The following is an 18,917-nucleotide window of genomic DNA, read 5'->3' as shown; positions in this document are numbered from 1 at the left end:
TCTCAGCCTCACGCGTCCGGTGGACGGTTTCCTCCCCCGAGGTATCGAACCGGTTCGAGCAAGGAGTTGCCGTGAACATCGGTGAGATCGCCCGGCGGGCCGGTGTCTCGCGGAGCACCGTGTCCTACGCGCTGAGCGGCAAGCGCCCGGTCTCGGACGACACGCGCCGCAAGATCCAGCAGGTGGTCGACGAGCTGGGCTACCGGCCCAGCGCCAGTGCCCGTGCGCTGGCCAACGGGCGGACCAGCACCCTCGGCCTGGTCTTCCCGCCGGCCGGGAACCACTACACGGGAATGCAGCTGGACTTCATCGGCAGCGTGGTGGAGGCCGCGGCGGCCTACGACTACGACGTGCTGCTCTCCCCGAGCGGCGCGGACAGCGACCGTTCCTTCCAGCGGCTGCTGGCCGAGCGGCGGGTCGACGGCGCGATCCTGATGGAGATCAGGCTCGAGGACGACCGGGTGGAGCACCTGGCCACCCTGGACTTCCCCTCCGTCGCCATCGGCCGTACCGCTCGTCCCGAGGGCGATTGGTGGGTGGCTCTGGACCACACCACGCTGGTCGAGCGTTGCGTCCACCACCTGGCGGATCTCGGCCACCGCCGGGTCGCCTTCGTCAACCGTCCCGAGCAGCTGCTGCGGGCGGGGTACGAGTCCGCGCACCGGGGCCTGGACGGTTTCACGAAGGCCGCGGCCGAGCGCGGGCTGACCGTCAGGACGTACTGCTGCGGGGACGACGCCGCCTCCGGCCAGACCTGTGTGGAGCGGATCCTGCACGACGAGCCGGCCACCACCGCCCTGGTCACGCTGAACGAGGCCGCGCTGGGCGGCCTCTACCGGGGGCTGTCCGAGGCCGGCCGCCATGTGCCGCGTGACTTCTCCGTCACCGGGGTCGTGGCCGGCCGCTGGGCGGAGACGGTGACCCCGCAGCTCACCGCGGCGGACGTACCGGCGTCCGAGATGGGCCGTCTCGCCGTCGACCTGCTGGTGGAGCGACTCGACCATCCCGACGCGCCGCCCCGGCACCACCTCCTCACCCCACCCATCTCCCTGCGGGCCAGCACCGGGCCCGCGGGAGCCAGGCCCATCGCGGACACCGGGGCCGATACGACGCCCTGACCGCGTCCCTGTCCCCTTCCTCACCCCACCGGGCGCTCGAACCCACGCCATCGGCACCCGCATGCCAGAAAACGCCCGCGTGCCGAAGAGCACCCGCATGCCAAAAACCAAAGGACCCCCGCCATGAACAGCTTCTCCAGAAGGCGTCGCCTGACCGCCGCGGCCCTGACCGCCCTGGCCGTCGCCACCAGTGCCACCGCCTGCGGCTCCGGCTCGGGGGGCACCGGGACCAAGGCGGCGGACAACGGCACGTACACCGTCTGGGACCCGTACCCGCAGTTCGCCAAGGGCTCGGCATGGGCGAAGCTGCTCGACGCCTGCGGCACCGAGGCCGGCGTGAAGATCGAGCGGACCGGCTTCGACACCAGCGACCTGGCGAACAAGACGCTGCTGGCGGCGCAGCAGGGCAACTCCCCGGACGTCCTCGTCGTCGACAACCCGGTGGTGTCGACCCTGGCCGAGGCGGGCGTCCTCACCAGCACCGACGACAACAAGCTCGACACCTCGAAGGCCGATCCCAACCTGCTCGCGGCCGGCCAGTCGGGCGGCAAGACCTACGGCACCCCGATCGGCGCCAACACCCTCGCCCTCTACTACAACAAGGAGGTCCTGAAGGCGGCCGGGGTCGACATCGCCTCGGTCGAGGACTGGACATCGCTGACCGCGGCCCTGGCCAAGGTCAAGAAGGCGGGCAAGAAGGGCATCACCTTCTCCGCGATCGGCACGGAGGAGGGCAGCTTCCAGTTCCTGCCCTGGTTCTGGGGCGCGGGCGCCGAGCTGACCGCACTCGACTCCGGCCAGGCCGTCTCCGCGCTGGCCCTGTGGAAGGACTGGCTGGCCGAGGACTACGCCCCCAACTCCGTGCTGAACAACACCCAGACCACCAGCTGGCAGGAGTTCGCGACCGGCGACTACGCGTTCGGCGAGAACGGCACCTGGCAGCTCGCGAACGCCGAGAAGGCCGGCTTCGACTACGGGGTCATACCCGTCCCCGCCGCCGACGGAGGCAGCGCGTCGGCCCCGACGGGCGGCGAGTTCGTCACCGTCCCGGTCCAGGGCGACACCGGCCGCTATGGCACCACACAGAAGATCGCGACCTGCCTGACCAGCACCCAGAACCTGTACGACACCGACACCACCCTCTCCTACGTCGCCCCCACCACCGAGGTCCAGGACAAGCAGGTCGCGGCCGACCCGAAGCTCAAGCCCTGGGTGCAAGCGGTCAAGGCGGCCAAGGGCCGCACCAGCGACGACCTCGGCACGCGGTACCCCAAGATCTCCGAGCAGTTGTGGAAGGCCGTCCAGTCCGCCCTCAGCGGCTCGAAGTCTCCCAAGGACGCGCTGGCCGCCGCCCAGTCCGCCGTCAAGTAACCAGGACCCAGGGCCCGTTCATGAGCAACACGACACAAGTGCCGCACCGCCGGCCCGTGAGGAACAGCCCGGGTGCGGCCCCCGCCGCACCGCCCCGGGCGCGGCGCCGCCCCAGCTCCCAGCAGTGGGCCGCATGGGCCTTCCTCGCCCCGGTCGTCCTCTACCTCGCCCTCTTCTACGCCTATCCCCTCTTCCGCAACATCGACCTGAGCCTGCGCGACTACACCGTCCGCTCCTTCGTCCAGGGCGACGCGCCGTTCACGGGCCTCGCGAACTACCGGACCGTCCTCGACGACCCGACCTTCGCCCCCGCCCTGCTCCACACCGTGGTGTTCACCGCCGTCTGCCTGGCCTTCCAGTACGTCATCGGCCTGGCGCTCGCGGTCTTCTTCAACCAGAACTTCCGGCTCTCCGCGACCCTGCGCGCCCTGTTCCTGGTGCCGTGGCTGCTGCCGCTGATCGTGTCGGCCTCCACCTGGTCCTGGATGCTCAACAGCGAATCGGGCGTCGTCAACGCCGCCCTGCACGCTGTCGGCATCGGCCCGGTGAACTGGCTGACCTCGCCGTCCTGGTCGCTGACCTCGGTGATCATCGCGAACGTCTGGGTCGGCGTGCCGTTCAACCTGGTCGTGCTCTACAGCGGCCTCCAGTCCATCCCGGCCGGCCTGTACGAGGCTGCCGCCCTCGACGGGGCGGGTGCGTGGCGGCGGTTCTGGAGCATCACCTTCCCGCTGCTGCGCCCGGTGTCCGCGATCACCCTGCTCCTGGGGCTGGTCTACACGCTCAAGGTCTTCGACATCATCTGGATCATGACCAAGGGCGGCCCGGCGGACTCGTCCACCACCTTCGCCACCTGGTCCTACCAGCTCGGCTTCGGCAACCTGCTGCCCGCCTTCGGCCCGGGGGCGGCCGTCGGCAACCTGCTGGTCGTCGCCGCCCTGGTCTTCGGCCTGATCTATATGAGGGTCCAGCGAAAGCAGGGGCTGTCATGACAGGAACCGCCATGAACCGACGCAGCCGTACCTGGTGGAAGACGGCCATCGGCCTCCTGCTGACCGGGATCATGCTCTTCCCGGTCTACTGGATGCTGAACGTGTCCTTCACCCGCGACCAGGACATGCGCAAGAGCCCACCGGACCTGTTCCCCGCCAACGCCACCCTGGAGGGCTACCGGGCCGTCCTGGACCAGCAGTTGCCCTACCTCGGCACCAGCCTCGTCATCGGCCTGGGCACCGTCGCGCTGACCGTGGCGCTGGCCGCGCCCGCCGGTTACGCGCTGGCCAAACTGCGCCCGCGGGGCGGCGGCATCCTCGGCTTCGTCCTGCTGGCCGCCCAGATGATCCCCGGCATCATCATGGCGATGGGCTTCTACGCCATCTACCTCAGCCTCGGCCTGCTCCAGTCCGTGCCCGGCCTGATCATCGCGGACTCCACCCTGGCCGTTCCCTTCGCGGTGCTCATCTTCACCGCGTTCATGTCCGGCATCCCCGGCGAACTGCTCCAGGCGGCGAAGACGGACGGCGCCGGGCCCCTGCGCACCTTCTGGTCGATCGTCCTGCCGATGAGCCGCAACGCCGTCGTCACGGTGTCCCTGTTCGCGTTCCTGTGGTCCTGGTCCGACTTCGTCTTCGCCAGCACCCTGGCGGGCGGCGGCGCCCACGAGCCGATCACCCTCGGCATCTACCACTACATCGGCAACAACAACCAGGAGTGGAACGCCATCATGGCCACCGCCGTCGTGGCCTCGCTGCCGGCCGCGGTCATCCTCGTCCTCGCTCAGCGTTATGTCGCCGCCGGTGTGACCGCCGGTGCGGTCAAGGACTGATCCCGACCTTCGCCACGGCCCCACCGGCCATCCGCCGGACGGTCGGCCACCCCTGCCCGAGAAACGAGTGACACTTCATGACCGCCGACAGATCCGGCCCCCCCTTCTCCGTCCGCGACGTCCCGTTCAGCACGCGCGGATCCTGGTTCGACATCTCGCCCGTGGTGGCGGAGAAGACGTACGCCGAGGACCTCCACCTCGTCTCGCACCAGAACGGCATGCACGCCGTCCTGAGCCTGGTGCCGCTGGAGGGGGCGACGGGCGACCGGGCCGAGACCCGGGTGGAGGCGACACCGGGTCTGCTGAGCTGGATCCATCCGGCGGGCCGCGTCGAACTCGCCTACGAGTCGCCGGACACCGTACGCCTGCGCGGTGCGGGGCTGGCGCTGCGCGTCTTGGCGACGGCCCGGACGCTGACCCCGTTCAGCGGCACCTACTTCTTCCACGACGCCGCCGCCGACGCGCACGTCTTCACGTCGTACGAGACCGGACGCCGCTACCGCGTCACCGTGCTCTGTGGCACCGTGACCGACACGTTCGGCGGCCAGGCCCTGGGCAGCGGTGATCGCGGCCTCACCGTGGCCGCCGACGGTCCCTGGGAGATCGCGGTCGAGGAACTCGACACGGCCCGCCCGCCGTACGCGCCTTCGGCGGCCTTCGGCAAGATCGTCGAGACCGCGCGGAACTCCTTCGCGGACTTCGTCGACACAGTGGCCCCCTGGCGCTCGTCCGCCACCCCGGCCGCCGAACTCGCCGCCTACGTCGTGTGGTCCGCGACCGTACGGCCGACGGGCCTGGTCACGCGGCCTGCCGTGCTGATGTCCAAGCACTGGATGGACAAGGTCTGGAGCTGGGACCACTGCTTCAACGCCCTCGCCCTGGCCCCCGGATGCCCCGAACTGGCCTGGGACCAGTACCACCTGCCCTTCGACCACCAGGACGAGAGCGGGGCGCTGCCCGACTCGGTCACCCACTCCGAGATCCTCCACAACTTCGTCAAACCGCCCATCCACGGCTGGGCGTTCGCTCACCTGCGCCGTCGGCTGAGCATGCCGCTGGGGCCGGCCGAACTGACCGAGACGTACGACAGGCTGGAACGCTGGACCGGCTTCTGGCTCACCGCACGGCGAGCACCGGGCGCTGAACTGCCCCATTACCAGCACGGCAACGACAGCGGCTGGGACAACGCCACCACCTTCGACCCCGAACGCGTGGTCGTCACCGCCGACCTGTCCGCCTTCCTCGTTCTCCAACTGCACCAACTTGCCGAGCTGGCCACGGAGTTGGGGAAGCCGGAGGAGGCTCGCCGGTGGACCCGCACGGCCGCGGAAACCCAGGCGGCGATGCTCGACCAGCTCTGGAGCGGCGACCGGTTCGTCGCCCGCGGTGTCGGCACCGGGGACACCTGGAGCAGTTCCAGCCTGCTCGACCTGATGCCCATCGTGCTGGGCGAGCACCTGCCGGACGACATCAGCGGCGTGCTGGCCGACCGGATCGAGGCCCACCTGACCCCGTACGGCCTGGCCACCGAGCTGCCCACCTCGCCGCACTACCGCTCCGACGGCTACTGGCGCGGCCCGATCTGGGCCCCCGCCACGGTCCTCATCGAGGACGGTCTGCGCCGGGCAGGCCACCACCGTCCGGCGGACGAGATCAGCGCCCGCTTCCGCGCCCTGTGCGAAACGTACGGCTTCGCCGAGAACTTCGATGCCCTGACCGGAACGGGCCTGCGCGACCGCGCCTACACCTGGACCGCCAGCAGCTACCTCCTCCTCGCCGAGGCACACGCACGCCGAGGCAGCCACTGAAGCCCTTGACCGGCCGCCGCGTCAGAGTGTGTGGCTGCGGAGTTGTTCGCTCGCTCGGGTGAGATGGGCGGCGAGGGCCAGGTCCGCGCGCTCGGGATCGCCGTCCGCGATGGCGGACAGGATCGCCTCGTGCTCGTCGGCGATCTCGGCGATGCTGAGCAGCTTGTTCGTCTGGACCTGAGCCATGCACAGGCGCATCTCGCCCATGATCGAGGCGTGTGCCCGGCTCAGGCGGGGGCTGCCGACGGCGTCGACGAGTGAGCGGTGGAATCGGACGTCGGGTTCCACCGCGTCGACCGTGGAGTCCTCCACCGCGGCCACCTTGCGGATGTCCTCGTGCGCGGTGTGGGCGGCGGCCGGGATCAGCCGGCGCTGCGCCAGTTCACGCATGACCTGGCGTTCCAGGCAGGTGCGGGCGAAGTAGAGGTCGGCGATGTCGTCGGCGTCGAAGACGGGGACGCGGGCGCTCTTGTGGGCACCGCCGCGCCGCAACAGGCCCTCGCCGGTCAGCCGTTCGATCGCCGCTTTCGCGGTGGGGCGTGCCACCTCGTACTGGCCGGCGACCTCTGTTTCGGTGAGCGCTGTCCCGCCGCTGAGACGTCCGTCAAGGATCTGTTCGCGAAGTTCGACGACCAGCGCATCGATCAGCGATGTCGCCTGTAGGCGCCCCGCCATCACGCCTCCCCATGGGTGATGAGCCAACCTCGTCAAGTTACCATACAGGAACCCTTGACTGTCATGAGTACTTGTCTTACAAGTTAACGAACCTACTGCTCCACGCGGCAGTGCCGCCGCTCCGGGAGGTTCCATGTACACCCAGGTCCTCGATCCGCTGGCCGGATCGTTGTACTGGTCCGCGTTGTGCGCGGCTCTGCCCCTGCTCACCCTGTTCGTGCTGCTCGGCGTCTTCCGCGTGCGAGCCCAGGTCGCGGCGGTCGCCTCCCTGGTGCTGGCCCTCGCCCTGGCCGTGGGGGTGTGGGGCATGCCTGCCTCGCAGGCGCTGTCCGGCGCGGCGGAGGGCGGCTTCTACGGGCTCTTCCCGGTCCTGTGGATCCTGGTCAACGCGCTGTGGATCTACCGGATGACCGAGATAACGGGCTGGTTCGCGGTGCTGCGGCGGTCGTTCCGCACCGTCTCCACCGACCAGCGGGTACAGGGCATCCTGATCGCGTTCTGCTTCGGTGCTCTGATCGAGGCGCTGGCGGGCTTCGGTGCCCCGGTGGCCATCACGGCGGTCATGCTGGTCGCGGTGGGCATCGCCCCGCTCAAGGCGGCGACCGTGGCACTGGTCGCCAACACCGCGCCGGTCGCGTTCGGCAGCATGGCGGTGCCGCTGACCACGCTGGCCGGCGTCACCGGGCTGCCCCTGGACGACCTCGGAGCGATGGCCGGCCGGCAGACCCCGCTGATCGCCGCGTTCATCCCGCTCGTCCTCGTGTTCCTCCTCGACGGTCGCCGTGGTGTCCGGGAGACCTGGCCCGTCGCGGCGGTCGCCGGACTGACCTTCGCAGTCGCCCAGTTCGTCTCCGCGAACTACATCAGCGTCGAGGTCACCGACATCATCGCGGGCGTCGTCGCGCTGGTGGCGGTCCTCGGCTTCCTGCGCGTCTGGCAGCCGAGCGAGGTCCAGACGGAGCGGGACGAGACCCACCAGGAGGCACCGGCCGCTACACCGCCCGTCGCGGTCGGCGCCGGAACCGGAGCCCGTACTGGTGCGGGCGGCTCGGGTGGTGCCAAGGGAGGGCGCACCGGGCTCGGAGAGCAGGCGGAACGGTCGGAGAGCGGCGAGGGCAGTGCCCTCATGGCGTTCGCCCCCTACCTCATCATCGTCGCCCTCTTCGCGCTCACCCAGATCGGCCCGGTCAAGGACTGGCTGGCCACCGATGGCGTCACCCAGTTCTCCTGGCCCGGCCTGGAGGTCGAGACCGCGGCCGGCCAGCCCGCCGGGGCCGTGACCTTCAAGCTGGAGCACATCAAGGCGGCCGGCACGGTGCTGCTGGTCGCGGGCCTGCTCACGATGGCGCTGTACCGGGTGGGCCCGGGCCGCGCGGTGAAGGCGTACGGCGCGACGCTGCACCAACTGCGCTGGACCTTCGTCACCGTGACGTCGGTGCTCGCGCTGGCCTGGGTCATGAACCTCTCCGGCCAGACCGTCACCCTGGGCACCGCACTGGCCCAGACCGGCGCGGCGTTCGCCCTCTTCTCCCCGATCGTGGGCTGGCTGGGCGTCGCGGTGACCGGCTCCGACACGTCGGCCAACTCGCTCTTCGGCGTCCTCCAGGTGACCGCGGCGCACCAGACCGGACTGGACCCGGTGCTCCTCGCCGCCGCCAACTCCACCGGCGGTGTCCTCGGCAAGATGCTCTCGCCGCAGAACCTGGCCGTCGCGGCGGCGGCGATCGGCATGTCAGGCAGCGAAAGCATCATCTTCCGCAAGGTGCTCGGCTGGAGCCTCGGTCTCCTCGCCGGGTTCGCCGTGATCATCTACCTCCAGTCGACCCCGGTCCTGGGCTGGATGACCGTCTGAACCGCGCAGGAGCCCGGCGGATCATCTGCCGGTGGCACCGGTCTTCGACCGGTGCCACCGGCGTGCCCACCACTCCCTAGCGCACCCCACCCGCCTCCGTCGCCGGTACCGGCCGCCGGAGCAGGTAGACGCCCGCGGTCGACACCAGAAGAGCCATGCACGCGATGAACACCAGCCCGGCGCCCTCCAGGCCGATCGGTCCCGCCAGTAGCCCCACCCCGATGACCGGCACCGAGATACCCCCGTAAGCCACCACGAACAGCGCCGAGATCACGGCCGCGCGCTGGTCCACGTCGGACGCCTCGGCCACCGCGGACAGTGCCCCGCGAAACGCCAGCCCCTGCCCGGCCCCGCCGACGATCGCGCTCAGCACCACCAGCGGCAGCAGATCCCACCGCAGCGCGCCCGCCAGCAGTGCCAGCCCGCCGAGGAGCGCGGCGCAGCCCAGGGGCAGCGACCGGCCCACGCCGACCCGGCCGACGGCCAGTTGCCCGGCGGTCGAGGCGAAGAAGGCCAGCGCGACGACCAGCCCGCTCACCGCGTGGTTGTGCACGTCCAGGGACTGGGCCAGGAAGGACGGGCTGACCGAGGTGAACACCCCGAATAGGGCGAACCCCACGAAGGAGGCGGCCGCCGCCGGCCCGAAGACCGCCCGCACCCGCGGGGGCAGCCCGGGCCGTTGCGGCCGTACGGTGCTCAGTGGCCGCGGCTCCCGCACGGTCTCCGGAAGCCGCAGCAGGACAGCGCCCGAGCAGGCCACCAGGGCGAGGTGAACGGCGAAGGGCAGGTACAGCGGCCAGTCGGCGTACTGTGCGAGCACCCCGGCGAGCAGCGGACCGCAGCCCAGCCCGCCCATGTTCGCGGCGGTCGCCACGAACGTGGCCCGTGAGGCGCCGCCGCGCGGCGCCAACTCCATGACGTACGCCGTGGCAGCCCCGGTGAACAGGCCGGCGGACAAGCCCGACAGCAGCCGTCCCGCGTACAGCCAGCCCAGGGCAGTGGCCATCAGGAAGCAGACGGCACTCGCGGCCGCGAATCCCAGGCCCCACAACAGCACCGGCCGCCTGCCCAGGGCATCCGAGGCGTTGCCCGCCAGCAGCAGCACGCCGATGACCCCGACGGCGTAGACGGCGTACACGACGGTGACCGTGAGCTCGGAGAAACCGAACTTCTCCTGGTAGAGGCCGTAGAGGGGAGTCGGCAGCGTCGTGCCCGCCATGCATACGGCGAACACCGCCCCGCTGAGCAGGCACTGGCGCCAGACTCGAAGATCACCATCCATACCGCCGACGGTAACCTCGCCCGCCGCCGCTTGCGGCTCGAGGCGCCGCCGTACGTCGGCACTCCCTCACCCCTTCGTGACGAGCCTGCCGGAGGCGGCCCTGATCAGGCCGTTCAACCAGGCCTGGTGGCCGTTGAGCATCGGGTCGGGGAGTCGCCGGGCCAGTTCGGCGGCGGGGCGGCCGATCTGCGTCTCCTGGGTGAGGACGCGGACCCGGCCGCCGGGCAGGTCCTCGACCAGCCACGCGTGCAGTACGTCGAGCCGCTCCTCGGGCGGGCCGTCCTGGCCGGCGCTCCAGGACAGGCGGCCCGGGACGCCCTGCGCCGGGGCCCGGAACTCGACGACGCGGGCGTGCTGGGTGCGCACGGACGGGAAGCCGACCGGGTCGAAGGTGAAGACGACTCCGTCCTTCAGCACGGGGCCGCCGCCCTCCGGGAAGGAGATGCCGGCGATGTTGTCGTTGTACGACTCCCAGGTGGAGGTGTCGGTCAGGCAGCGCCAGACCTGGGCGGCGGTGACGCCCTGCACGATCACCTCGTTGGAGACGAAGTTGTCGCCGGTGCCGGGCAGGTAGTTCTCGGGCCAGTTGATCGCGTTCTGCGTGGTCATCAGGGGGGTGTCCTTCCTTCCGTGAGCCGCGGTTGTCGCCGAATCACCAATACCCACACCAAAAGTGTCATATCGGGTGTCATTACTCGAAAGTTGGTGTGCGGGTGCGCCGGGAGGCGATCCGGAGGGTGTCGACGCACAGTGAGAACATGACAGAGCGCGACAGGCCGACAGCGGCAGCGGCGGTGCGAGGTCTCGATCCCGTGGTCTCGCTCGCCATGTGCGTACACGCCGGGCCCGGCGTGTACGCACTGCTGCTCGGTGCGGGCATGTCGCGGGAGGCCGGTGTGCCCACGGGGTGGGAGATCGTCACCGACCTGGTGCACCGGGCCGCCGTCGCACGAGGCGCGGACGAGGAACTCGCCGTCACCGACCCGGAGTCCTGGTGGTCCCGCCACGGCGACGGCGGACCGCTCGGCTACTCGGCCCTGCTGGAGGCGCTCGGCAACACCCCGGCCGCCCGGCACAAGCTGCTGCGCGGCTACTTCGAACCGGACGGCGAGGACCGGCAGGACGGACTCAAGCGGCCCGGGGCGGCGCACCACGCGGTGGCTCGACTGGTGGCGCGGGGCTGGGTGCGCGTGGTGCTGACCACCAACTTCGACCGGCTCACCGAGCAGGCCCTGGAAGCCGCGGGCGTGCAGCCGCAGGTCGTCCACAGTCCGGGCAGCCTCCTCGGGATGACGCCGCTGGCGCACGCCCGGGCCACGGTCGTCAAACTGCACGGCGACCTGACCGACCTGGAGGCCCGCAACACCGAGCGCGAGCTGGGGGAGTACCCGGCCGCCTGGGCCGGGCTGGTGGACCAGGTGCTGGAGGAGTACGGACTGATCGTCTGCGGCTGGTCCGCCCAGTGGGACCAGGCGCTGGCCGCCTGTTTCGAGCGCCGCGCCACACGCCGCTACCCCGTGTTCTGGGCCGCCCCGCACGGCCCTCGGGGCAAGGCCGCGGAACTCGTCGCCCGGCACGGCGCCGTGGTCGTCCGGGGCCTGACGGCGAAGGAGTTCTTCCCCGGCCTGCTGGCCCGGGTCGAGGCCCTGGAACACCTGACGCAGCCCGCGCCGACCCGTGAACTGTCCGTGGCCCGCCTCAAACGCGCGCTGCCCGATCCGGTCCGCCGCATCGACCTGCACGAGCTGGTGGACGCCGAGGCGTCGCGGGTCGTGGAACGCCTCTCGGACGACGGCCGGTATCCGCCCGGCGAGCGGGCCGCGGACCCGGAGGCGTACCGGGAGCTGCTGGAGCGGTACCGGAGCGACTGCGACACGCTGCTGCACCTCCTCGCCGTAGGGGCGTTCCACGACGAGGCCGGCGTGCACGCACGGGTATGGGTGCGGGCGCTGCAACGGCTGTTGAACATACCCGGGGACGGCGGAGACGAGCAGGATCTTCGGCCGCACCTCTACCCGGCCCTGCTCGCCCTGTCCGCCGCCGGCAGCGCCGCCGTACTGGCCGGGCGCGACGATCTGCTCGGCCGGCTGCTGCTCGAACCGGTCGTGGCCCAACCGTCCGCGTCCCGCCGGGCCGCGAACGAGCCCGCCGTACTGGCCCTGTGCGCGGGGGACGTCCTCGGCGGCGGCGAACTCCTCAACGCGCTCGTGGCCGAGCCGCATCCCCCGGCACTCGTCCAGACCTCGCACAGCACCTGGCTGCGCGAACGGCTGCGGGACGTGCTCGCCGAACCGGCCGCCGACAGCGACCGCGCGATCTCGGACGCCTTCGACTGCTTCGAGTACCTCACCGCGCTGCTTCAGGCCGACCTCTCACAAACCCCCGTCACAGCGGGCGAATTCACCCTTCCGGACCGCTGGGACGGCGACGGCCGGCTGCGGGTGGCCGCGCGCGTGCAGGCCCGTTTCTCCGACGGTTGGGCGATGCTGCGCAGCGGCGCGTTCGACGGCGACATCCAGCGTGCGCATACGGCCGCGGCCGTCGTGGATGTGCTGTGTGCCGAGCGGTACGAGGGGGCTGAGGGACAGCGGCCCTTGTGACTACGGCCGGACGACGGCGTCCTCGATGTCGTTGCGGAACAGGCAGAGCTTGGCGTCCTCGGCGAGGAAGTACTTGTCGACCTTGTAGGCGATGGTGGCGAAGTCGAGCCGGCCGTCTCCGTTGAAGTCGCCGATGGCGATCCGCGCGGCGCTGTCCGAGGACACCCGCCACTTGGCGAACACACCGGCGGCGATGTCCAGCGCCTTGTAGTAGAAGACACCCTGCCAGGGGTACGGCCCGCGCAGGGCGACCAGGAACTCGTCGTCGCCGTCGTTGTCGAAGTCCGCGCAGACGATCTGATGGCTCGGGCCCTCGCCGAGTTCGTTGGGGTCGCCGAAGACGTCCAGCACGATGCGGCGCCAGGTCGCCTCGGCCACCGGGGTGCCCGGCCGTTCCTTGACGTACGCCGCCACGGTGTTGCCGTGGAAGGGCTCGGTGGCCACGACGTAGGCGTGCGGGTCGTCGCCGACGCGTCCCGCGCCGACGTCGCCGCTGCCCTTGAAGCCGGTCCACTCGAACCGCTCCTGCTCGCCGGAGCCGATGTGCGTGGTGGTGAACGCCTGCTCGCGCTCGTCGTAGTGGAGCCAGGTCACGCCCTCCTCGGAGGCGAGCAGGATCGAGTCGAGGTGCTCGCTGCCCGGCAGCGGGTTCTTCTGGATCTCCACTCCGTGGATCATCCGGTAGTGGGTGTCGTCGATGACGCGCTTGTCCCACGGCTGGCGTACGTCGTTGTTGGGCGTGAACAGCACGACGGGCACGAGGGCGTGGACATGCCGGGCCCCCACGGTAGGCAGGGCCATCAGCTCGAGCTTGCGGGTCTGGGTGAAGTGGCCGAGGCGCAGCCGGTGCATGCCGGTCTCACGGCCGATGTAATGGCGCTCCCAGCGCGTTTCGGAGTCGACCTTGCCGGTGTTCTCGATCCAGTCGATCTTCCCGCCCTCGGGGTCGGGGTCGTCGATGCGGCCACCCGCGCCGTACAGCTCGTAGCAGACCACGAGGTCGGGGTAGCCGTTGCCGGAGATGTCGCCGAAGTGGGCGCCGATCGGCATGTGGAAGCCGTCGGCGACCAGCCGCCGTTGCCAGTCGGGGTTGCGGTACCAGTAGATCTCGCCGAGGTAGAGGCCGTGGCCGACCAGGTCGGGCCGGGTGTCCCCGTCGATGTCGGGGGCCTCCAGCCAGTAGCCCTCGTTGAGGTTGTCCTGGAGGACCTCCCGGGTGAACCGGGGGACGCGGATGTTCAGGGGAGTGCTTGCGCCCATGGGGGTGCCTTCCGGTGAGAGGGTGCGTGCGGTCGGGTCGGGTCAGAGGGCCCGGGCCAAGTAGGCGTGGGCGGTCTGGGCGTAGTACAGCGGCGGATGCCCGCCCTGCGGGTCCTGCTCGGCCTCCACCACCAGCCAGCCGCGATACGACTCGCCCGGGCGGAGGACCTTGAGGAGGGTGTCGAAGTCGATGTCGCCGTCGCTGTCGCCGGGCACGGTGAAGATGCCCGCCTCGATGTACTCGCGGAAGCTGCCGTCGGCCAGGGTGCGGTCCGCGCGGACGCCGCCGCGGACGTTCTTCAGGTGGACGTGCGCGATGCGGTCGCGGTGACGCTCGATGACCTCCGTCGGGTCGGCCCCCGCCCAGGTGAGATGGCCGGTGTCCAGCAGGAGGCCGACGTGCCGCGGGTCGGTGTCCCGCATGAGCCGGTCGATGTCCTGCTCGGTCTGGACGCCGGTGCCCATGTGGGGGTGATAGGCCAGGGTGAAGCCCTGGCTCGCGGTGATCTCGCCCAGCTTGTTCAGTCCGTCGCACAGATCGGCCCACTGCTCGTCGGTGAACTCCGGCTTGTTGCTGCGCAGACTGAGCGCCTGGAGATGGACGGACCTGCCGAACTCGGCGACGCCGATGGTGCGGGTCTTCACCGGAGGGTCGCCGGCGTTGAACTGCTTCAGGAACTCCAGCACCTTCAGCAGCTCGCGGGCGGTGCGAGCGGAGCCGTCGGGCACCGTGAAGTACGTGCTCACCCACGGTTCGCTCACGCTGAGACCGCGCAGGTGCATCGCGGCGGTCAGCGCGTCGACGTCCGGGGTGAAGGTATGGCCGATGCTGCACCCTTCGAACCCGGCGAGTGCGATCTCGCTGAGGCACTGCTCCATGGGGATGTGGTCGCCGATGAGCGGGAAGTCGTCGTTGGTCCAGCAGGTGGGGGTGATGCCCAGGTGGATGCCGTCCGGGCGCGGGGTGGTCTGTGCCGGCATGGTGAGGTCCAGGGTTCGGGGGAGTCGGTGTCAGGGGTGGCCTGGGTGGCCCTTGACGATGGTGTCGGCCGCGTGCAGCGCCATGGCGACGCTGGTGAGCGTCGGGTTCGAGGCGTTGCCGAAGGGGTGCAGGCCGTTGCCGCCGAGGTAGAGGTTGTCGATGTGCCACACCTTGGAGTACTCGTCCACGACGCTGTCCAGCGCGCTCGTGCCCATGCGGGTGGTGCCCGCGATGTGCAGCGGCAGACCCGGAGTGAGGAAGACGGGCTCGGAGCCGGGCATGAAGCCGCCCAGCGCGGCGGCGGTGCGCAGCATGTGCTCGTTCATACGGTCCGTTTCCTTCCGCTCGGCCTCGTCGAGGCGGAAGTGGAAGGTGGGCTGCGGCATGTCGAAGGTGTCGCGGAGCCCGCGGGAGAAGGTGACCCTGTTCTCCGGGCGCGGCCGGGACATGCCGAACCAGCGCAGGTCGACGATGAGCCGGGGGTCGACGTTGGGCGGAACGGCGCCGTAGGTGAAGGCGTCCCGGTGGATCTGGCAGTGCCAGGGGCGCCGGTCGGTCACCAGCAGGGCGAGGTTCGGGTCGCGTTCGTCGGGCGGGAAGGGCACCGGGTCGGCGCACTTGTCGCCGGAGTGCAGCCGCTTCAGCTGGGCGGCGCGGTAGCGGGCGACCCGGTCGGCGGCGGCCCGGGCCGGATCGCCGCCGCCGGAAGGGTCACCACCGGAAGCGGTGTCGCTGGAAGCGGCGTCGCCGGAGGTGGCGCGCAGGATCTCCTCGATGTGGTCCATGTGCTCCTGCTGGAGCACCATCTGGCAGAAGGACATGGGCTGTTCGGTCAGGTAGCGGCCGAGCGCGGGCAGCGTGACGCCGGAGTTGAACAGCAACTGCGGCGTCGGGACGGCGCCGCACGCCACCACGTACGTCTCGGCCCGCAGCCGGATCTCCTCGCGTACGTCGCGCAGATTGCGCACCAGGGCGTACTGGACCTTCTGGTGCTTGCCCGAACCGGTGATCTCCAGCCGGACGCACTGGTGCTCGGGCAGCAGGGTGAACGAGCCCTGCGACGGCGTGTGGGCGGGGTCGGCCAGATCGCCGAGGACGGTGTCGGCGGCCGACCACGTCACCGCGGCGGTCCGGTCGGAGTCGGCGCGGTCGCTGACCGCCAGGGGCAGTTCGGTGACGTCGGCGAACTCCGCCCCGGCCCGTTGCAGCACGCGCTTGACCAGCAGGTGCCGGGCCGAGGAGGCGAAGACGGAGGTGCTGCGGGCGAGCAGGGACTCCGCCTCGTCGTAGAGCTTGTCCATCCGCTTCTCGTCGATGGGGTAGCGCCGGCCGGCGTACTGCCGTTCCACCTCGGGGTGGAAGCGGGGGACCGCGCAGGTCCAGTGGGTGGCCATGCCGCCCACCGCGTAGGTGGCCGCCGCCGCGGGCAGGTTGAGGTGGCCACGCTGCTCCGGGTTCTGGTTGCGCATCGAGAAACCGGCGTACTTGTCCGGGTCGTAGGAGAATGCCGACGGATCGAGCGTGAGCACCGGCTCCCTGTTGGTGGCGGTCGACAGGGGGAGCAGATTGCCCTTGATGACGGAGACGAACAGGTCGATGTTCTTCTGGAACAGGTAGCTGTTCTTGAGGTGTTCGCCGTAGCGCCGGGACAGCTGGGCCCCGGCGTCGATCATCAGGACGTTCTTGCCTGCGTCCACCAGTTTGCGGGCGAAGGCGCACCCGACGGGGCCGCTGCCGATGATCAGTACGTCGGCCTCGGTGGGGAGGGGCACGTCGATGTCGTTCATGGACGTCCTTTCGCGGGGTCCGGGGTCAGGGAGGCCGCGGCGCGGACGCCGGCGCGGTGGCCGTCGACGCAGGTGATGTCCGTCGTACCGCTGAGCCACAGCGCGCTGTTGACGAGACCGACCATGCTGAACGCCTGCGGTGCGTTGCCCAGGTGGCGGCCGGTGGCCGGGTCGTACTCCTCCGCGAGCAACCCCACGTCGTTGCGCAGGTCCAGCAGCCGCTCGTACAACTCCAGGGCCTCTTGCCGGCGGCCGGTGCCGTGCAGCGCGTCGACTAGCCAGAAGGTGCAGACCAGGAAGGTGGCCTCGGAACCCGGCAGGCCGTCCGTGCCGCCGTCCGCCTCCGGCCGGTAGCGGCGCAGGAAACCGTCCTCGCTCAGCTCGCGGCGCACGGTGTCGACGGTGCCGCGGACCCGTGGGTCGTGCCAGGGCAGGAAGCCGACGCGCGGCAGCAGCAGGAGGGCGGCGTCCACCCCCTTCGACCCGTAGAACTGGGTGAAGGTGTTCCGCTCGGCGTCGAAGCCCTGCTCGCAGACCTCCTCGTGGATGCGGTCGCGCAGCTTCTCCCAGCGGTCCACCGGGCCCCAGCGGCCGTGGTGCAGCACCGAGCGCACCGCCCGGTCCACGCCGGCCCACGCCATCACCTTCGAGTGCGTGAAGTGGCGCGGCTCGCTGCGGACTTCCCACAGGCTGAGGTCGGGCTCCTGCCAGTTGCTCTCCAGGAAGTCCAGGAGGGCCCGCTGCATGTTCCATCCGGTGTCGCTCGCGGCCATCCCGGCCTCGCGGCCCACGTAGAAGCACTCGAGCACCTCCCCCCATACGTCCAGCTGGAACTGGCGGGTGGCGGCGTTGCCGACCCGGACGGGGCGCGAGTTCTCGTACCCGGAGAGCCAGTCCAGTTCGAACTCGGGCAGCCGCCAGGTGCCGTCGAGGCCGTACATGATCTGCAGGTCGGCGGGGTCGCCGGCGACCGCGCGCAGCAGCCAGTCCCGCCACTGGGTCGCCTCCTCCAGGTAACCGGTGCCGATGAGCGCCTGGAGCGTGAACGTGGCGTCGCGCAGCCAGCAGTAGCGGTAGTCCCAGTTGCGCGGGCCGCCGAGCTGTTCGGGCAGTGAGGTGGTGGCCGCGGCGAGGATGCCCCCGGTGGGCTGGTACGTCAGGGCCTTGAGCGTGATCAGGGAGCGCCGTACGGCGTCGTCCCACTGCCCGCGATAGCCGCACCGGCTCATCCAGGTCCGCCAGAACCGCTCGGTGGCCTCGATGGCCGGCAGTGCGTCGACCGGTTTCGTGGGGCTGACGAGGTGGGACGGCTTGTGGGTCAGGACGAAGGGCACCTGCTGCCCCGCCTCGACGCTGAACTCGGCCCGGGTGGTGAGGTTCTCGCCGTACACCTCCACCGGGGTGTGCAGCCAGAACGCGTCCGGACCGGCCACGGCCCGCAGTCCGTTGCCCGCGCGGTACACCCACGGGATGATCCGGCCGTAGTCGGGACGCAGCCGCAGGTCCATCCGCATCGTCACCCGCCCGCTGAGACCCTCGACCAGGCGCACCACGTCGGCGGCCTCGCCGCGCAGCGGCATGCAGTCCACGATGCGCACGCTGCCCTCGGCGGTGTGCCACTCGCTCTCCAGGACCAAGGTGTCGTCCCGGTACCGGCGTCGCGTCGCGAGGCCGCCCCCGGCCGGGGCCAGCAGCCACCGGCCGGCGCTGTCGTCGTGGAGCAGCGCGGCGAAGCACGCCGGCGAGTCGAACCTGGGCAGGCACAACCAGTCGATCGACCCGTCGCGTCCCACCAGCGCACCCGAGTGCAGGTCACCGATGAAGGCGTAGTCCTCGATGGCACTGACCATTCCGACACTCCCTCGTATCGGCCGGGGGCTCGCGCCTGCCACGGCCGGTGCGTGCGGACGCAGGGCGAAGCGGCACGTGCATGGACGGTTGATTGATGGGTCACCCGGGGCCGCGGTGCCGGCCGTGCGCCGAGCACCTGTGGACGGGGCAAACCGCCTGAGCGTGCCCGTGGGTGCCTCCATCACGGTGGCACAGAGTGGACGCCAGTGCGACTTGTCATATGCCGATGGCATGAGAGGAGATCGGGATGGAGCATGCTGGCGGAGGACGGTCCGGGTGGCCGCCGCAGAATTGATGAACGAGCTGTTTACCGGGAGCGCGTCGGCCCCGCAGAAGGCCGACCGCCCCAGCAGAAAGGAACCTTCCATGGATGAGCAGGGCGAGCACTTCGACGTCGTCGTTCTCGGCGCCGGCCCGGGCGGATATGTCGCCGCTATCCGGGCCGCTCAGCTCGGCAAGAGTGTCGCGGTCGTCGAGGAGAAGTACTGGGGTGGCGTCTGTCTGAA

15 protein-coding genes are annotated in these 18,917 nt (G+C 70.6%); 8 read left to right on the top strand and 7 right to left on the bottom strand.

The window, feature by feature from the left end; translation table 11 throughout:
• Window positions 1–71 precede the first annotated feature (71 nt).
• The 5 genes from AB0I77_RS47525 to AB0I77_RS47505 all read left to right on the top strand — a co-directional run bounded on the left by AB0I77_RS47525 (window position 72) and on the right by AB0I77_RS47505 (window position 6,122).
• Window positions 72–1,118, top strand: a complete 1,047-nt coding sequence (locus tag AB0I77_RS47525) for a LacI family DNA-binding transcriptional regulator (protein WP_363289194.1) — start codon at window positions 72–74, stop codon at window positions 1,116–1,118.
• A gap of 123 nt (window positions 1,119–1,241) precedes the next feature.
• Complete coding sequence (locus AB0I77_RS47520; RefSeq protein ID WP_363289193.1) at window positions 1,242–2,489, top strand: extracellular solute-binding protein; 1,248 nt, start codon at window positions 1,242–1,244, stop codon at window positions 2,487–2,489.
• Between the two features lie 20 nt (window positions 2,490–2,509).
• A complete protein-coding gene (locus AB0I77_RS47515; protein ID WP_363289192.1) occupies window positions 2,510–3,481 on the top strand; it encodes a sugar ABC transporter permease in 972 nt (323 codons plus the stop codon).
• Window positions 3,482–3,492: 11 nt separating this feature from the next.
• Window positions 3,493–4,314, top strand: a complete 822-nt coding sequence (locus AB0I77_RS47510) for a carbohydrate ABC transporter permease (RefSeq protein ID WP_363289191.1) — start codon at window positions 3,493–3,495, stop codon at window positions 4,312–4,314.
• A 77-nt stretch (window positions 4,315–4,391) separates the two neighbouring features.
• A complete protein-coding gene (locus AB0I77_RS47505; protein ID WP_363289190.1) occupies window positions 4,392–6,122 on the top strand; it encodes a trehalase family glycosidase in 1,731 nt (576 codons plus the stop codon).
• Between the two features lie 21 nt (window positions 6,123–6,143).
• Here AB0I77_RS47505 and AB0I77_RS47500 read toward each other — a convergent pair whose 3' ends face one another.
• Window positions 6,144–6,797, bottom strand: coding sequence for a GntR family transcriptional regulator (locus AB0I77_RS47500; protein WP_363289189.1), 654 nt, complete (start codon window positions 6,795–6,797; stop codon window positions 6,144–6,146).
• A 133-nt stretch (window positions 6,798–6,930) separates the two neighbouring features.
• On the opposite strand from AB0I77_RS47500, the gene AB0I77_RS47495 reads away from it, so the two are divergent.
• Window positions 6,931–8,649: an L-lactate permease gene (locus AB0I77_RS47495; RefSeq protein ID WP_363289188.1), complete on the top strand. Its 1,719-nt coding sequence runs from the start codon at window positions 6,931–6,933 to the stop codon at window positions 8,647–8,649.
• 76 nt (window positions 8,650–8,725) lie between these two features.
• Here the strand turns inward: AB0I77_RS47495 and AB0I77_RS47490 are convergent, their stop codons facing one another.
• Together AB0I77_RS47490 and AB0I77_RS47485 are read right to left on the bottom strand one after the other, a co-directional pair.
• Complete coding sequence (locus tag AB0I77_RS47490) at window positions 8,726–9,931, bottom strand: MFS transporter (RefSeq protein ID WP_363289187.1); 1,206 nt, start codon at window positions 9,929–9,931, stop codon at window positions 8,726–8,728.
• Between the two features lie 66 nt (window positions 9,932–9,997).
• The gene (locus AB0I77_RS47485) at window positions 9,998–10,540 is read right to left on the bottom strand and encodes an SRPBCC domain-containing protein (protein ID WP_363289186.1); all 543 of its coding nucleotides are present in this window, start codon (window positions 10,538–10,540) and stop codon (window positions 9,998–10,000) included.
• A gap of 149 nt (window positions 10,541–10,689) precedes the next feature.
• On the opposite strand from AB0I77_RS47485, the gene AB0I77_RS47480 reads away from it, so the two are divergent.
• Window positions 10,690–12,531 carry an SIR2 family protein gene (locus AB0I77_RS47480; RefSeq protein ID WP_363289185.1) on the top strand — a complete coding sequence of 614 codons (1,842 nt, stop codon included), beginning with the start codon at window positions 10,690–10,692 and terminating at the stop codon, window positions 12,529–12,531.
• Here the strand turns inward: AB0I77_RS47480 and AB0I77_RS47475 are convergent, their stop codons facing one another.
• Genes AB0I77_RS47475 through AB0I77_RS47460 form a run of 4 tightly spaced genes read right to left on the bottom strand, consistent with a single transcriptional unit; the run spans window position 12,532 to window position 18,410 of the window.
• The gene (locus AB0I77_RS47475; protein WP_363289184.1) at window positions 12,532–13,791 is read right to left on the bottom strand and encodes a VCBS repeat-containing protein; all 1,260 of its coding nucleotides are present in this window, start codon (window positions 13,789–13,791) and stop codon (window positions 12,532–12,534) included.
• A 42-nt stretch (window positions 13,792–13,833) separates the two neighbouring features.
• Window positions 13,834–14,772 carry a myo-inosose-2 dehydratase gene (gene iolE, locus AB0I77_RS47470; protein WP_363289183.1) on the bottom strand — a complete coding sequence of 313 codons (939 nt, stop codon included), beginning with the start codon at window positions 14,770–14,772 and terminating at the stop codon, window positions 13,834–13,836.
• Window positions 14,773–14,802: 30 nt separating this feature from the next.
• Window positions 14,803–16,560 (bottom strand): pyranose oxidase, encoded by a 1,758-nt coding sequence (locus AB0I77_RS47465; protein WP_363289182.1) that lies wholly within the window; start codon window positions 16,558–16,560, stop codon window positions 14,803–14,805.
• Window positions 16,557–18,410: a glycoside hydrolase family 15 protein gene (locus AB0I77_RS47460; RefSeq protein WP_363289181.1), complete on the bottom strand. Its 1,854-nt coding sequence runs from the start codon at window positions 18,408–18,410 to the stop codon at window positions 16,557–16,559. Before AB0I77_RS47460 ends, AB0I77_RS47465 begins: the two co-directional genes overlap by 4 nt.
• A gap of 367 nt (window positions 18,411–18,777) precedes the next feature.
• Between AB0I77_RS47460 and AB0I77_RS47455 the strand changes: the two genes are divergently transcribed.
• A partial coding sequence (locus tag AB0I77_RS47455) for an FAD-dependent oxidoreductase (protein ID WP_363289236.1) occupies window positions 18,778–18,917 on the top strand: 140 nt, incomplete at its 3' end.

Source organism: Streptomyces sp. NPDC050619, from assembly GCF_040654815.1.
In the GTDB taxonomy this organism is placed as follows: Bacteria; Actinomycetota; Actinomycetes; order Streptomycetales; family Streptomycetaceae; genus Streptomyces.
The sequence above is the reverse complement of the archived record's forward strand: the minus strand, read 5'-3'. Positions and strand labels throughout refer to the sequence as shown.